The sequence below is a fragment of the Pseudonocardia sp. OZ21 genome, from assembly GCF_059359135.1.
In genome coordinates this window covers 1-14,959 of the sequence record NZ_JCADBN010000023.1, presented here as the reverse complement: position 1 = coordinate 14,959, position 14,959 = coordinate 1, and the positions used below count along the sequence as shown (strand labels likewise).

General features: G+C 69.4%; 13 protein-coding genes and 1 pseudogene. 11 read left to right on the top strand and 3 right to left on the bottom strand.

All coding sequences use genetic code 11. The features are described from left to right. Positions 1-231: 231 nt before the first annotated feature. On the bottom strand, positions 232-3,453 hold the full coding sequence (locus AC5L35_RS33745) for an AfsR/SARP family transcriptional regulator (RefSeq protein ID WP_495063805.1): 3,222 nt from the start codon (positions 3,451-3,453) through the stop codon (positions 232-234). Between the two features lie 301 nt (positions 3,454-3,754). Here AC5L35_RS33745 and AC5L35_RS33740 point away from each other — a divergent pair, with 301 nt between their 5' ends. The 10 genes from AC5L35_RS33740 to AC5L35_RS33695 all read left to right on the top strand — a co-directional run bounded on the left by AC5L35_RS33740 (position 3,755) and on the right by AC5L35_RS33695 (position 12,789). Further along, positions 3,755-4,096, top strand: coding sequence for a hypothetical protein (locus AC5L35_RS33740; protein WP_495063804.1), 342 nt, complete (start codon positions 3,755-3,757; stop codon positions 4,094-4,096). A gap of 315 nt (positions 4,097-4,411) precedes the next feature. Continuing rightward, on the top strand, positions 4,412-4,558 hold the full coding sequence (locus tag AC5L35_RS33735) for a hypothetical protein (protein WP_495063803.1): 147 nt from the start codon (positions 4,412-4,414) through the stop codon (positions 4,556-4,558). Between the two features lie 164 nt (positions 4,559-4,722). Further along, the gene (locus AC5L35_RS33730) at positions 4,723-5,667 is read left to right on the top strand and encodes a JmjC domain-containing protein (protein ID WP_495063802.1); all 945 of its coding nucleotides are present in this window, start codon (positions 4,723-4,725) and stop codon (positions 5,665-5,667) included. Between the two features lie 24 nt (positions 5,668-5,691). Beyond that, positions 5,692-6,678: a TOMM precursor leader peptide-binding protein gene (locus AC5L35_RS33725; RefSeq protein WP_495063801.1), complete on the top strand. Its 987-nt coding sequence runs from the start codon at positions 5,692-5,694 to the stop codon at positions 6,676-6,678. Next, positions 6,675-8,006 carry a YcaO-like family protein gene (locus AC5L35_RS33720; protein WP_495063800.1) on the top strand — a complete coding sequence of 444 codons (1,332 nt, stop codon included), beginning with the start codon at positions 6,675-6,677 and terminating at the stop codon, positions 8,004-8,006. The genes AC5L35_RS33725 and AC5L35_RS33720 overlap by 4 nt, the downstream gene beginning before the upstream one ends. Positions 8,007-8,020: 14 nt before the next feature. Continuing rightward, positions 8,021-9,355 carry a YcaO-like family protein gene (locus tag AC5L35_RS33715; RefSeq protein WP_495063799.1) on the top strand — a complete coding sequence of 445 codons (1,335 nt, stop codon included), beginning with the start codon at positions 8,021-8,023 and terminating at the stop codon, positions 9,353-9,355. 14 nt (positions 9,356-9,369) lie between these two features. Then, positions 9,370-10,206, top strand: coding sequence for a SagB/ThcOx family dehydrogenase (locus AC5L35_RS33710; protein ID WP_433559282.1), 837 nt, complete (start codon positions 9,370-9,372; stop codon positions 10,204-10,206). Beyond that, entirely contained in the window at positions 10,203-11,081 is an 879-nt protein-coding gene (locus AC5L35_RS33705; RefSeq protein ID WP_495063798.1) for an ABC transporter ATP-binding protein, read from the top strand. The genes AC5L35_RS33710 and AC5L35_RS33705 overlap by 4 nt, the downstream gene beginning before the upstream one ends. Continuing rightward, positions 11,078-11,806 carry a hypothetical protein gene (locus tag AC5L35_RS33700; protein WP_433559284.1) on the top strand — a complete coding sequence of 243 codons (729 nt, stop codon included), beginning with the start codon at positions 11,078-11,080 and terminating at the stop codon, positions 11,804-11,806. Before AC5L35_RS33705 ends, AC5L35_RS33700 begins: the two co-directional genes overlap by 4 nt. A gap of 71 nt (positions 11,807-11,877) precedes the next feature. Continuing rightward, positions 11,878-12,789, top strand: coding sequence for a JmjC domain-containing protein (locus tag AC5L35_RS33695; protein ID WP_495063797.1), 912 nt, complete (start codon positions 11,878-11,880; stop codon positions 12,787-12,789). A gap of 264 nt (positions 12,790-13,053) precedes the next feature. Here AC5L35_RS33695 and AC5L35_RS33690 read toward each other — a convergent pair. Together AC5L35_RS33690 and AC5L35_RS33685 are read right to left on the bottom strand one after the other, a co-directional pair. Next, a pseudogene (locus AC5L35_RS33690) lies at positions 13,054-13,179 on the bottom strand (transposase); the annotation flags it as partial. A gap of 94 nt (positions 13,180-13,273) precedes the next feature. Beyond that, entirely contained in the window at positions 13,274-13,756 is a 483-nt protein-coding gene (locus tag AC5L35_RS33685) for a tyrosine-type recombinase/integrase (protein WP_495063872.1), read from the bottom strand. A 379-nt stretch (positions 13,757-14,135) separates the two neighbouring features. On the opposite strand from AC5L35_RS33685, the gene AC5L35_RS33680 reads away from it, so the two are divergent. Next, on the top strand, positions 14,136-14,959 hold an 824-nt coding region (locus AC5L35_RS33680; protein WP_495063796.1), incomplete at its 3' end, for a cytochrome c oxidase subunit I.

The window sequence follows — 14,959 nt, the reverse complement described above, 5'->3', positions numbered from 1 at the left end:
GGGTTGGTCGCGCGTCACGCTGTCCGGTCGCTGCGCCGCCGGTGGCTGTCGAGCACAGAGCACCCAAGCCCAGCGGATCGTCTTCGGAAAGGTCAGGTAGCAAAGCACCAGGGGCAACAGGAATAACAGGTATATTTACAGCCGCCTCGGCGCTGGGCCTTTCCTCGGTGATCCACGCCGGCGGCGGGGGCAGGAGCGGTCGGCCACGGTGACGTGATACCGGGAGCCTGGCTACCCCTCGTGCGCGAGTCGGGCGTCCAGCGTTCTCATGCCGTTCTCGTGCGAGATCTCGCGGAACAGTTCGCGGGCCTCTTCCCAGACGGCCCTGGCCGTGTGGTGGTCGCCTGCGGCACCGTGGGCATCGCCGAGGGCGCGGAGCGTCCGCGCCAGGTAGGGGATCGAGCCGCGGGTTCGCCACACCCGGACCGAGCGTTCGAGGGTGGCGATGGCAGCGGGCAGGTCTCCTTCGGCCAGGTTCAACTGCCCGAGAACGCTGAGCGCATCGGCGAGATAATGGCCGAAGTTGCCGTCCTCGCTGTGGGCCAGCGTCAGTTCGGCGGTGGCCCTGGCCCGCTCGTCCCCGACCGCGGCGAACAGCTTTGCGAGGTAGAGCAGCGAGAACGTCTCCAGATAGCGGTATTTCAACCGCCGAGCCATTCTCAGGGAGCTCTCCAGCAGTTCCTGGCCGCCGGCGGTGTCACCGCAGAACGATTTCGCCGCGCCGAGAAACTGGGTGATCGTCGTGGTGTAGTGAGCGTTGCCGAGCGCCTCGGCGACCTTCGTCGCCCGCTCCAGGACCGTGAGCGCCCCGTGAGGGTCGTCCTCGCCGTGGATGATCGCCATCACATGATAGGCCCGCGCCTGGCCGCCGAGGTAGTCCACGTCGGCGGCCGTCCGCAGAGCGCGCTCCGCCAGGGCGAGCGCTTGTGCACCGTTTCCGTCGGCCGTCATGCTCCAGGCCAGGGTCGCCGAGGCGTCGGAGATTCCGACCGGATCGTCCAGCATGGTGAACAGGTCGAGGAGCTGCGAAGCGACTGCCCGCATCCGTGTCATCGCCGGTCCGGGGCCCGCCGGTGAGCTCCATGTGGTGACCTCCAAGAGGCCGCGCATCAGTACGGCCTCGCCGCGCTTGTCGCCGGTCTCACGGCAGAGCGCGAGCGCCTGCTCGTGCATGCGCTGCCACCCGTCGTACACGCCGCGCACGTTGAGGTACGTCTCGGTGGAACCCGCGAGGTCCCATGCGAGTTGGGTCAGGCGCGCCTCGCACGCTTGGGCGACCCCCGCCATCAGCGCGGCGTGCTCCGCGCCGAACCAGGCCATCGGGTCGGCCAGCAGCGGGCCGGAAACCGTCGCAGGCAGTCGCCAGCGCGGCGCACAGCTGTGCATGAGTGCGTAGCAGGGGCCGGGGACGTGCTCAGCCGCGACCTCCGCCAGCGCCAGCCATGCACCCAGGGCCCGCCCGAGCGCGGCCTGGCGCTCGGGTTCGGAATCCTCGCGCTGCGCCCGCTCACGCGCGTACAACCGGATCAGGTCGTGGAACCGATACCTGAGCCTGCCCGTCTCGTCCGTCCCGGTGAGGTTCAGCAGATGAGCGTCGACCAGGGTTTCGATCTCGTGTTCCGCCTGCCGCGCCGGCACGTCCAGGAGGGCCGCCACCGCCCATGAGGCGAAATCGGGCGCGTCGAGCAGCCCGGCCAGCCGGAAGGCCCGCTGCGCGGCCGGGGGAAGCGTCCGGTAGCTCATCTCGAATCCCGCGCGGATGTCGAGGTCGCCCGCCACGAGTTCGTCCAGCCGGTGCCGTTCCTCCCCGAGGACGCCTGCGAGGTGGGACAGACTCCACTGCCTTCTGCCGAGGAGCCTGGCCGCCGAGATGCGGACCGCCAGCGGGACCCGGCCGCACAGCCGGGTGATCTCCAGTGCCGCGTCCGGGTCGTCCTGGACGCGTTCGTCGCCGACGATCCTTCTCAGCAGGTCCATGGCCTGGCCCGACGGCAGGACGTCGAGTTCCAGCAGGCTCGCGCCCTCGAGACCGACCAGCCGGACACGTCCGGTGAGGAGCACGGCCGTGCCGGGGGCCCCGGGCAGGAGCGGCCGCACCTGCTCTTCCCCGGCGACGTTGTCGAGCAGGACGAGAATTCTGCGTCCGGCCAGGCAGCTCCGGTAGAACGCCACGCGTTCTTCGAGGGATTCGGGTATGCCGGTGGCGCTGATGCCCAGTGCGAACAGGAACCGGCTGAGCACGTCCTCCGGGCGGGCAGGGTCGGCGGAGGCGCCGCGCAGGTCCGCATAGAGCTGGCCGTCGGGAAAGCGATCCGCGATCCGGTGCGCGACGTGCACGGCGAGCGTGGTCTTACCCAGGCCCCCCAGGCCCGCGATGCTGGCCATGGCGACCGTGCCCGCCCGTGGTGTGGTGAGGACCTCGGTGAGGTCTGCCACCTCGCCGTCCCTGCCCGTGAAGTCCGCAATGTCCGGCGGCAACTCGGCGGGGGAGGGGAGGACCGCTTGAGGTTCAGGCATCGGGGCCGTGGCATGACCTGGACGGTCGGCGGAGAGGGCACGCATGTGCGCGTGCTCCACTTTCTCACTCGGCTCGATGCCCACTTCATCCGAGAGGCGCGCAGCAAGTTCACGATAGGCCTGCTGGTCCGCCGGCTTGTGCGGGGCCAGTCCCACAGTGGTGCCCGTGTTCGTCGCCATGACGCGGGGAACGAGGTCGAGTGAGGGGTCCTGAGTGAGGATCCGCTGATGCATGTCGTGCAGCTCTTCGGCCGGGTCCAGACCGGTCTCCTCGATCAGGGTCTTGCGGGCCTGTGTGTATTCGGCGAGCGCGTCCGCCCGCCGGCCACAGCGGTACAGCGCCAGCATCAGCTGTGCGCGCAGCCGCTCCCGCAGTGGGTACTCGCGGGTGAGCGCGGTCAGCTCGCCCAACAGCCCGGAGTGGCGCCCCAGCCTCAGGTCCACGGCGATCCGCGACTGCAGGACCGACAGGCGGACCTCGTCCAGCCGTGCGGCCTCCGCGGCTAGCATCGGGACGTCGGTCATACCGACGAATGCGGGCCCGCGCCAGAGACTCAGCGCCTCGTGCAGGCGGTCGGCCGCCTCCTCCGGCTCACCGGCAGCCTCCACCGCCCGCCCTGAGCCGGCCAGGCTCTCGAACCTCGCCGCATCCAGCTCGTCCCGGACCACCGGCACCAGGTAACCCGAGCCCTGCCGCACGACGCGGGCCGGGTCGCCCAGCTGCCGCCGGATCCGGTGGACGTAGGTCTGCACGTTCTTGGTGGCGCTCTTCGGAGAGGTGTTCCCCCACAGCGCCGCAACCAGTTGATCCTCCGAAACGGGCTTACCCGCTCGGCACAGCAGAACCGCCAGCAGTACCCGTGCCTTGGGCGTGCCGAGATCGAGCTGCTCGTCCTCGCGCCACACCGTCAGCTGACCCAGTACTCCGAATCTCATCGTGCCCCCTTGACCGGACGCACAGTAACTTGGACGGCCTGCTCCGGTGGTCCACCCGGGTGAAGGAGTCACGGATCTTCCGCCCCTGCACCCGCGGCCGCTCGGCAGTCGCATGATCGCCAACACCTCGACACCGCCGGAGAGCGGGGTCCCGTCCGCGGCAGTTTGATGACGACCGGGTCGGGCGCGCGGCGGGGAGTCCTGGCTGTACCGAGAATATTCTCGATATGTACCGGCGCTCGTTATCCTCGCCGGGCGATCGCGCGGCCGATCCGGCCGAGCTCCCCAGAAAAGGAAACCGATGCTCCGTATCGTCAGTCGTTCCGTCCTTGCTGCTCTGCTCGCGTTGGGGATTGCCATCCCCGCCGTCGCGGTCGCTCCTGAGGCGTCGGCGGCGCCGAACAAGGCCTATCTCAAGATGGTGTGGAACTGCGCGAGCGTGGGCGACGTGACGGTCACCATCAGCGGACCGGGCATCAAGGCCAGCGGCCGCCACTCGAGCCACACGACCACCTTCCAGGGCCGGGCCGGGGTGTACATCGTGGAGCGCCTCTCGAACGGCCGGATCGCCTCGAAGAAGGCGTTCCTCCAGATCCCCGTGAACACGACCCGCACAGTACGGGTCTGCAACGAGAACTGGTGACCACGGCGGTCGCGACAGGGTATGCGATCCGTGCATGCCCTGCCGGCTGAGCGTGCCTGCCCGTGCAGGGCGGCGAACTCGCCCGACAAGTCTCCCGAACCGCGAGCGCGACCTGTTGCCGCTTGCGGCAGACAGCACTGCCTTCGCGCGGCCCGGAGATCCTGGCCGGCCGCGAGTGGGGCAGTAGTTGGCCGGCAGGCAGGGCCGCGGTATCTGGCGGAGACATATGCCGAGAACGTTCTCCACGTATACCAGAGGTTGTTATCGTCCCCGAACAACGAAGCCCGCCCCAGGACAACAGAGAGTAGGAAGAACATGAGCGACGAGGTGCTGACGGACACCGAGTTCGATGAGCTCTTCGACCTGACGGCGACCGAGGTCGGCGAGGGCGCTACCCCGTTCGCCATTATCGCCGAGGGATCCTTGGGAAGCTACAGCGCCTGCGCCAGGAAGTGCGCCTGACCGAGGAGGAGACCTGGCGGCGGCAGCGGTCGGAAAGGCCGCCGACCGACCACCGGAGCGGACGCCTGCCGGAGGTGACCCCCACCCTCGGCGGGCGGTCCCCGCTCCCCGGAGCCCCGTCCTCCACGACCTGACACGGAGCATCACGGCGAAGGAAGGCGGAATTGAGCAACACCTCGGCCCGGCCCGGTCGCATCTCCGACTGGCCGCTCCCCCTTCCGGACGAAGCGGTACTCGCCTCCCACTGGGGGCGCGACTGCCTTTTCGTCGAACGCCCGCAGGCGACCCGACTCTTCGATCTCCGGAGCGTGCGCGACGTCCTGTGCGACGGCCGCACAACATCGGGGCACGTCACTATTTCCACCGGCGACGACTTCAGAAATGTCGACGCCTCGGAGTACACGGTGGGGCGGAACGCCGAGGGGCATGCGCCCGACCTTGTGCCGGAAAGGATCGAGCCGCGGCGAGTACTGGAATTCCTCCGCGCCGGATCCAGTCTGATCCTCCCCAATGTGCAGGAATACGACCACGGGGTCAGAAGGATCTGCCGGGCGGTGCAGGCTCGCACCGGGCGCCCCGTCGAGGCACTGGCCTTCCTCAGTCCTCCGGGGAAGGGCGCCCTGCCGCTCCACCAGGACCGCGTGGACGTCATCGTCCTCCAGACGGCCGGGACCAAGCACTGGCAGATCTTCGAGCACTTCCCCGGGCAGGAGGGGAGCGGGCCGGTGCGTAAGCCGCAGGGCGCCGAACCCGCGTACCGATTCACCCTCACCCCCGGGGACGTCTGCTATATGCCGGCGAACTGGCCGCACCGGACGCGCAGTGATGAGGACTGGTCCCTGCACATCTCCATCAGCGTGTCCCCGATCAGGCTGCACCGGATCCTGGACGACTCGTTCCACCGCGCCCTCGCCGACATCCCGGAAGAGGATTTCCATCCCGCATGGGACGGCTCCATGGAAGACCCGTCCCCCATCGACCGCGCGGTGGAAAACCTGTCGCGCACGATGATGAAAGCAAGCGATGACTGGAATGTGCGCCCCGCGGAGGCGTATCGGACCCACGACGAAATCGCTGAGGTCCTCGGCATCGAGGATGCCTCGGATTGACCTGAGCTCGAGAAAGGGGACCCGGTGACGACGCTCACGGATGCCACGGTGCTGCGTACGGCACCAGTACTCTCCGGATTCTTCGGGGAGAATGTCGCGACCCTCCGCTCCGGAGGGCGCAGCCTTCGCTACACAGGCGGCGCCACTCGGCTCCTGCGGAGAATGCTCCCGCTGGTCGACGGCAAGCACGACCTCGCCGCCCTGGTCGGCGAACTGGGCGGCGACCGCCTCCGCCCGGCCGTCCTGCGGCTCTGCGAACGCCTGGTGGCCGACGGCATGCTGATCGATACCGCCGACGCCGACCTGAGCGACCTCCCTGGCGGACTGCTGGGCGAATGGGCCCGCCCGGACGACGCGGGCGACGTCCCCCGCCATCCCATCGAGGCGCTGCGCGTGGTGGGCGATCCCGACGAGGTGGAGGCGATCGCGCGGGTGGCCCCGCCCCACTGGAGGGTGGGTTTCGCGGCCCTGTCCGAGATCGTCGGTGTCGCGACGCCGGAGGGGGTCTGCACGGTGGTGTGGGTGAGCGACCCCAATGACGCACTCCTGGCCGAGTGGAACGAGACCGCCTACCACAATCGCCAGCCCTGGCTGCCGATCAGCCACTACGACGGCGAGACCGCGGTGGTCGGCCCGTACATCCACCCCAGCTCGCCGCCCTGCTTCGAGTGCTACCGCCGCCGTCGCGCCGCGCGCCACACGCTCGGGGCGGATTTCCTTGAACTGAGGCCCCTGTCCCCGGAGCGGCTGGTCTCCCCGGCCCTGACGACCGTGCTCGCCGGGCTGGGCGTGGCCTCGCTCCGGGAGTGGGAGAGCCGGGCGAACCCCCACGTCCCTGGCGGGGTCCGCACCGTCACCTTCGAGCGCGGCCTGGAGATCAGGTCCGAGTACGTCCTGCGGGTCCCTCGGTGTCCGGCCTGCCGACCGGGAACTGCCGTGGCGCGCCCGACCCTCTGGACGGAGTACTTCGCCCCCGAGGCGGCGGAGGCCGAGGAGGCGGCGGCACCATGACAGCGCTGGACGCGTTGTCCGGGCGGTTCGTCAGCCTGGCCGGTCGGCTGGCGGCCAGCCGGTACCATCCGGACGAGCCCGCCATCGGCCAGGTCTTCTGCAAGGACCCGACCCACGCCCAGGCGTTCGGAAGCGCGAAGTCCTGGTACTGCGGGGCCGGGCGGGACATCTCCGCCGACGTGGCGGCGCAGGCCGCACTCGGCGAGGCGTTCGAGAGGTACGGGCTCAGGGATCTGGACCAGGCGCGGACCCGCACGGCCTCCGTGACCGCGCTGGCCGCCCAGGGGGAGGGCCTCGTACGCCCCGCCGAACTGGCACCCGTGGACGATCCCGGCGTGGCGGGTGGATCGCTGGTGCTGGGTCCCCCTCCTCCGGACGACGCCGAGATCCGATGGATTGCCTCGATGGACCTCGTCACCGGGGAGGAGGTCCTCGTCCCCGCCCAGTACTGCCTCTTCTTCGAGCACTTCTGTGGTGACGCCGGGTGCCCGACCTGCGCGGGGACGCCGAGCGAGGACGCGTGGTGCATCTCCACCTCCACCGGGACGGCCGCCGGGCCCGGCCCCGCGGCCGCGTGCCTGTTCGGTCTCTTGGAACTGATCGAACGCGACGCGTTCATGCTCATGTGGTACCACCGGCTCCGGTTCCCGCACCTGGGCATCGACCCGTGCAGCCGCCTCGGCCAGCGTGTCCGCGGCCTGTTCCACGCAGCGCGGATCGATGTGCGCTTCATCGATCTGACCGCGGTCCACGACGTCCCGGTGGTGATCGCGGTCGCCCGCGGCCGGTTGCACGGCCAGGAGGTCTACTCAGTCGGCGGCGGCTCGGCGACCGACACGGAGACCGCGGTCTGGAAAGCGGCCAGGGAGTCGGCGGGGCTCTACGCGCAGGCGCGACGCGACGTCGCCGAAGGCGTCGGGGCGCTCGGCACGGAGGAGATTGTCCACCTCGCAGACCACCTGCGGTACTACACGAACCCGGAGCACCACCAGGAACTCGCCTTCCTCTTCGAGGAACGCGAGTCCTCCGCGGTCCCCGCACAGAGGGCGGCTCCAGACCGCCCCCCGGCGGACGAACTGCGGCGCCTGACCCGGCTGCTCCGCGAGCGGGGCATCCGCACCTACGGCGTGGACCTCATGCCCGCAGACATGCCGCTTGACCTCTACTCCTACAAGGTCGTCTCCCCGGAACTGATCCCGCTGGACTCCCTCCACAAGTACCGCCACCTCGGCCACGAGCGGCTGCTCGACGAGCCCACCCGGCGCGGATGGAGGCCGGACCGGCCCACGCTCGCAGATCTCAACCACGCACCCCACCCGTTCCCCTAGAGAGAGCACGCCCAATGCCGACCGACCACGCATGCCGCTCCACCGACCGGCTCGAACGCCTGGTCGGCCGCGTGGTCACCCTGTGCCGACAACCGAGGCACGGGTTGTGGGCCCCCGGCGAACCGCGGATGGGCTGCCTATCCGTCCAGGGGAGCGCGGCGGAACCCGACTTCGCCGACGCCTCGTTCCGGGCCTGGGGTTACCACGCCGACGGCGACGCGCTCCGCTCGAGCGCGCTCGGCGAGGCGGCCGAGCGCTACAGCCAGATGGACGTCGACGACCGAGGCACGCGGTACGCATCGGTGGCGGAACTGGAGCGGGAAGGGGTCCCGCACATCTCGCCCGCACACCTGCTGTCCCTGCCGCCGGGCACTACCCGCCAGGGGGAGTTCGCGGAGGTACCGGCGGCAGGCCGGGACATCCGATGGCTCGAAGGCGTGGACCTGCGGACGGGCGGGATGGTCCTCCTGCCGAGCATCTACTGCGTCTTCTACAAGGACTGTCCGGAAAGTCCGCTGCGGGACGAGGGCGCGTGGTACTGGGCCTCGTCCAACGGGACGGCCACGGGCACCGGCCCCGCCGAGGCCTGCCTGTCGGGCCTGTTCGAACTGCTCGAACGGGATGCCTTCATGCTGATGTGGTACCACCGGCTCCGGTTCCCCTACCTCGTGCCGGACCCGTCCTCGCGCCTCGCCTACCGGATCGGCGCCGCACTGGCGGGCTCTCGGGTGGAGTACCGGCTGATCGACCTCACCGAGGTCCACGGGGTGCCGACCGTGGTGGCAGCGGTCCGCGGCTCCGGTGTGGGCGGTGTCCTGCACGGGATCGGCGGCGGGACGGCGCCGACGACGGCCGAGGCGGTCTGGCGGGCGATCAAGGAGGCTTTCTCCTTCTACTCGATGCAGCGTCGGGGCCTGTTCTCCGAGCACCGCAGAACGGTCCGGAGCGACGAGGTGCGGAACTTCCCCGACCACGCCCTCTACTACATGGACGCCGAGCACCACGGCGAGCTCGCCTTCCTCTTCGAGGACCGTCCCGCCCGCCCCGTGGAGGACGGACCCCTCGGCGAGTCCGGCCGGCTCGCGAGGCGTGTCCTGCGCGGCGAGGTGGAACGGCTGACGGCGCGGGGGATCGATCTCTACGCGGTCGACCTCACACCGCCGGAGATGGCGCAGGCCGGGCTGTTCACCTACAAGGTCGTCTCCCCGCAGCTGATCCCGATCGACGTCGACCACGGGTCGCGCCACCTCGGCATCGAGCGGCTGCTCGCCGAACCGACCCGGCGTGGGTGGCGGCCGGACCGGCCCGGACTCGCGGACCTCAACCACGCACCCCACCCCTTCACGTAGGAGCTGACCCCTCCATGCCCGACGCACTGTCCAGCATCACCGTGTTCACACCCCGGTACTGGGAGTACCTCGACCAGGACGCACCGCCGGAGGAGGACCTCGCCGAAGAGTTCCACGAAGCGTCGAAGTTCCACTTGGCGACGATGGCGCGCGAGACGAACGGCCACTGGCTGAAGACCCACCCGGAGCTGAACCGCAGCGCGTCGGTCGGCGCGCGGGAGCTGCCGCACCTGCCCCGAGTGCCGCTGCCAGCGATCGACGCCGAGCGCGAACGCGGCGACCACCCGACGCTTATCAGGAACGAGTCCTGCCGGGACTTCGCGACCGACGCACTGCCCGTGGACCAGCTCGGACGGGCACTGTGGCTCTCCTACGGGGCCTATCCGGAGCGGCCCTCCACCACTCCGCCGGTACGGAGGCCGGTCGCCTCCGGCGGCGCCCTCTACCCGCTGGAGCTGTACCTCCTCGCGGACGTAACCGGAACCGGGCACAAGGGCCTCTACCACTACAACGTCCACGCTCACGCCCTCGAAGAGGTACGTGGTGAGGTCGGCGAGGAACGGATCCGCCTGCTGGGCACACAGCCCGACCTGCTCGCCTCGGCCCCGGCGATCGTGTTCATCAACGGCCTGTTCTGGCGCAGCCGGTTCAAGTACCGCCTGCGCGGCTACCGCTTCGCGCTGATGGAGGCAGGCGCCGTCATCCAGCAGCTGACCCTGGCGGCCCAGGCCTTGGGCTGGGGCGCGGTGCCGTTCGCCGGGCTCTTCGACGACCAGGTGGAGGAGCTCTGCGAGATCGACGGGGTCGACCACTCGTTCCTCAACGCCGTCCTCCTGGGACGCCCGCGGTGAGTGCACCCCTGGTGTTCGACGCCGTCTCCAAGCGCTACGGCGCGGTGACGGCCGTGGACGGCGTCACCGCGGAGGTCGGTGCCGGAGAGCGCGTGGCCCTGCTCGGCCGCAACGGCGCAGGCAAGTCCACCCTGCTGCGGATGGCGCTCGGCCTCACCCGGCCCAGCGACGGGACATGCCGCCTCTTCGGCCTGCCCGCGAACGACCATGAGGCCCGGTGGTCCGTCGGCTACGCCCCGCAGATCATCGCCGTCCAGGACCGGCTGCGCGTGCACGAGATCATTTCCTTCGTCCGCGACGTGAAGGCGGCGGCGGAGCCTGACGAACTGATCGACCGGTTGCAACTGCAACCCCTGCTCCGACGCCCGGCCGGGGTGCTCTCGTTGGGGCAGAAGCGTCGGCTCAGCCTGCTGCTCGCGTTCCTCGGCGATCCGGAACTGGTGGTGCTCGACGAACCCACGGTGAGCCTGGACGCCCAGAGCCGGACAGCCGCCTGGGAGCTGATCGGCGATTTCACCGACGCGGGCGGCACCCTGCTGCTGGCCTCGCACGACTTCCGGGAGGTCTCCACACTGGCGCAGCGGGTTCTCGTGATCTCCGGCGGGCGGCTGCGCGCCGACAGCGACGTCTCCGACCTGGCCCAGTCGACGGGCATCGTGGTCCTGGAGGTGCCGCGTGCCGCCGAGGTCCCTCTCGACGGGGAGCACTGGGACGAGCTGGCACTGGTGCGCCACGAGTTGGACCGGACGTCCCTGCTCACCCGGCGGCCCGGGGCGGTGCTGGAACGGCTCGCCTCGCTGGCCGAGGTGCCGGTCGTCCAGCGGAGCCCGACTGTGGAAGAGGTCTGCCTGGTCTTCGGGCGAGGTGCCCGATGACGCGGCTACGGCAGATCGGTGCGTTCCTGTGGGTCGACCTGATCGTCTTCGTGCGGTTCTGGTCCATCTCTCTGTTCATGGTGGGGATGACGACCTTCTACTTCCTCATGCTGACCCGGTTCTCGCCGGTGTCCATGCAGCAGGAGGTGACCCTGATGTTCGTCATCCTGGCGGTGCTGTCGGTGGCGCTGCTCCACTTCGGCCAGCGCGTCGCCCTGGAGCGGAAGGAGCAGTGGAGCCCCTTCGTGCGGACGCTCCCGGTCCCCACATGGGCCAAGCTCGCGGCGCGCCTGGCCCTGGTGCTGATCGCGGGGACGCTCGCCGCCGCCCTCATCATGGCCGCCGGGACGGTCAGCTTCGGGTTGGTGTACGACGTTAGATCGGTGGTCGCCGCGATCGTCGCCGTCCCCCTCGCGGCGATGGTGTTCGCCCCGGTATGCGCGTGCATGGGCGGGTGGGCAACCCCCAACGGCATCTCCGCTCTGACGACGGTGGCCTTCCTGGCCGTCACCTGGTCGTCTGGGGTGTGGACCGCGGGGCAGCTGCCGGGTCTCTTGGCCCCGGTGGAGTTCCTGCTGCCGGTGCAGGCGATCCGCGACGCGGCCACCGCAGTCGCCTCCGCGCAGTGGGCGCAGGCGCTGCCCGGGCTCGCGGTGGTCCTCGCGTGGGCGCTGCCCGCCTACCTGCTGGCGCTGCGGGCCAACTCCGTGTCCGATGCGGTGTGACCGACCCGGACGCGATCGACCACTCTGTTCCCCCTCGACGAAGGGCCGAGCCCATGACCCTTTCGACTCCCATGGCCGACGCACACGACTGGCCGTCCGCCCTCCCGGCGGAGGAGGACCTCGCCGCACACTGGGGGCGCGACTGCTTCACCGCGTCCGGCACCGGGGCCGCAGGGCTCTTCACCCTCCGCGATGTGCACGACGTGCTCTGCGACAGCCGGACGACGTCCGAGTACGTCGCCCTCTCCACGACGAACCACCGGAAGGTCGACGCCGTCGAGTACACGGCGCGCGACGAGTCCGTGGTGGAGCGCGTGTCCGGGCGCGTCATCGGTCGACTCGACCTCGACCGGGTCGAGGGGTTCCTCGCGGACGGCGCCAGCCTGGTCCTGTACCGGGTACACGAGTTCCACCCGGAGATCAGAAGGATCTGCCGCCTGCTGCAGAGTCGGACCGGGCGCCTGGCCGAGGCCGTCGCCTTCCTCAGCCCTCCCGACCGTGGCGCCCTGTCGCTCCACCAGGACGACGTGGACGTCATTGTCCTCCAGACGTCGGGGTGCAAGCGCTGGCGGATCTTCGACCACTTCGACGGGCAGGACGAACCGGGCGTGGTGACCGTGCCGGATGGCGTCCAGCCGGAGCACCGCCTCACACTCACCCCGGGGGACGCCTGCTACATGCCGGCCGGGCGACCCCACCAAGCCCTGAGCGCCGACGACTGGTCCCTGCACATCTCCATCACCGCCTGGCCCGTCAAGCCCATGGAGGTGCTCGCCCGCAACCTGGGCCGCATCCTCTCCGACCTGCCCAAGGTCGACCTCTATACGACGTGGGACGGCGCATTCTCCGACCGGTCCGCCCTGGAGCACGCGGCGGACACGGCGGCGCGCGCGATGAAGGAGTCGCCCCAGGAGTGGCGCACTCCCCCTATGGAGTCCCTCGCGACCCAGGACCGGCTCGCCGGGATCCTGGGAGTCGCCTAGCCAGAGAGGCTCCGCCTCGGACGCCGAGGTGGGGGCTGGCCGAGGGCACTACACCCACTCGGTGTCGGAACCGAGGTAGCGCAGCCGGCAGACCGGGATGCGTCGTCTTCGGAGAGGTAGGCGCTGACGTAGCCGTACCCGCCGCGCCAGGAGATGGTGACCTCTTCGAGTTGGGCCAGTACTGGGAGCGTGGATTGCCAGACGGTCTTCGGTCATGATCTCGATCTTGAGGCGTGCGTCGGCTTCGGCCAGCAGCGCCGCCACCACCCGCGTCCCAGGTGCCGTCACCGGCGTTACGGCGGTGCCGCTTCCACACCGTCTTCCATGACCCGAACTGCTCGCGCGGCAGATCGCGCCAGGAATCCCGGTCCGATACCGGTAGATAATCCCCTCGGCATTGACCGTTACGGGTGGAGCAATCCTGGAGCACACCATCGAGCCAGGCTGCGCTGGAGGTACCTGAACCGCGCTGAGCTACACCGGATTATGCAGGGGATTCTCGGTTTCTGCAGGTCAGCGTGTTGGCGTGACTGTACTGGGGGTCAAGGGGTCGCAGGTTCAAATCCTGTCGTCCCGACGGCATGATGGGCGGTTCCGTTTCGTCGGGGGAGCCGCCCATCAGCATTTCTACCTGCGGGGATGTGATGCCGGGGGAGCTGCGACTCGGACTCCGAATGATCTGGAGCGCGCGGCTCCGGGGACCAACTGGGGGCCGCGGGGCTCTGAGGTAGGCACTCAAGGCGTCGCCTGCCGCCGTGATCGTGTGGCGGTCCGGGTGTAGGTATCGCTGCGTGGTTGTGAGCGATCCGTGCCCAGCGATGGTGCGTAGCACGTGGACCGGGACGCCGGCGTCGGCCTTCGACGTCAGGCCGGTGTGGCGCAGGGCGTGCCGTCGCAGGTGTTCGAGGCCGAACTCGCCGACGACCTCGTCCCAGTGGGTGGCGTCGCGACGTACGGCGGTTGTGATTCGGGTTCGTCGTGGTACGTCGGTGCTCGGGTGAGTGGGCTGTCGCGAGGGACACGCGGCGGCGCCGCGGCGAAGGCGGAACGGGCGGTGCGGAGACGCGGGCGCCGAGCCGACGGCACGTACTGCTTCTCGTGTAGCGGAGGGACTCGCGGTCTGCAGGTTCGCCCGGCTGGGTGTCGAGGCCTGTCGACGAGCTGCTGTCCGTCAGTCCTGCCGACATCCACCGCGGTAGATGCCCCAGCTCTGGTTCTACCCGGCGTAGAGCTATCATCCCTTATGTGGCGTATGACCTGAGTGTCGGTTTCGGTGGTTCGTTGGCAAGATCCGGACGGGAGACGGCGACGGTGCAGGGATCGGCGCTGACCGGGGTGGCAGCGCAGTGACCGCGGTTGCACCCGTCCCGGTCGCGACGCACCCCTACCCGCCGCGTCGGTCGGTCAAGGGATCCACGCTGCTCAAGATGTTGAGAACCACTGATCCCAAGGACATCGCGATCCTGTACCTGGTGACGTCGTTCGGGTTCTTCCTGGTGGGCGGAGCCATGGCTCTACTGATCCGCGGTGAGCTGGCGGTGCCTGGCCAGCAGTTCCTGTCCAACGAGCAGTACAACCAGCTGTTCACGATGCACGGCACGATCATGTTGCTGCTGTACGCGACACCGGTGTTGTTCGGCTTCGCGAACTACATTCTGCCGCTGCAGATCGGGGCTCCTGACGTCGCGTTCCCGCGGCTCAACGCGTTCTCGTACTGGCTGTTCCTGTTCGGCGGGTTGACCGTGGTCTCGGGTTTCCTGACCCCGGGTGGGGCGGCCGATTTCGGCTGGTTCGCCTACACCCCGCTCTCCGACGCGATCCGTTCCCCGGGGGCAGGTGCTGATCTGTGGATCGTTGGCTTGATCGTGTCGGGCCTCGGCACGATCCTGGGGGCGGTGAACATGATCACGACGGTCGTGTGCATGCGAGCTCCCGGAATGATCATGTTCCGAATGCCGATCTTCACGTGGAACATCTTCGTCACGTCGATCCTTATCTTGATCGCGTTCCCGGTCCTTACGGTGGCCCTGTTCGCGCTACTGGTGGACCGGCAGTTCGGCGGCCAGGTGTTCGACCCGGCCAATGGTGGGGTCATCCTGTGGCAGCACCTGTTCTGGTTCTTCGGGCACCCGGAGGTCTACATCGTCGCGTTGCCGTTCTTCGGCATCGT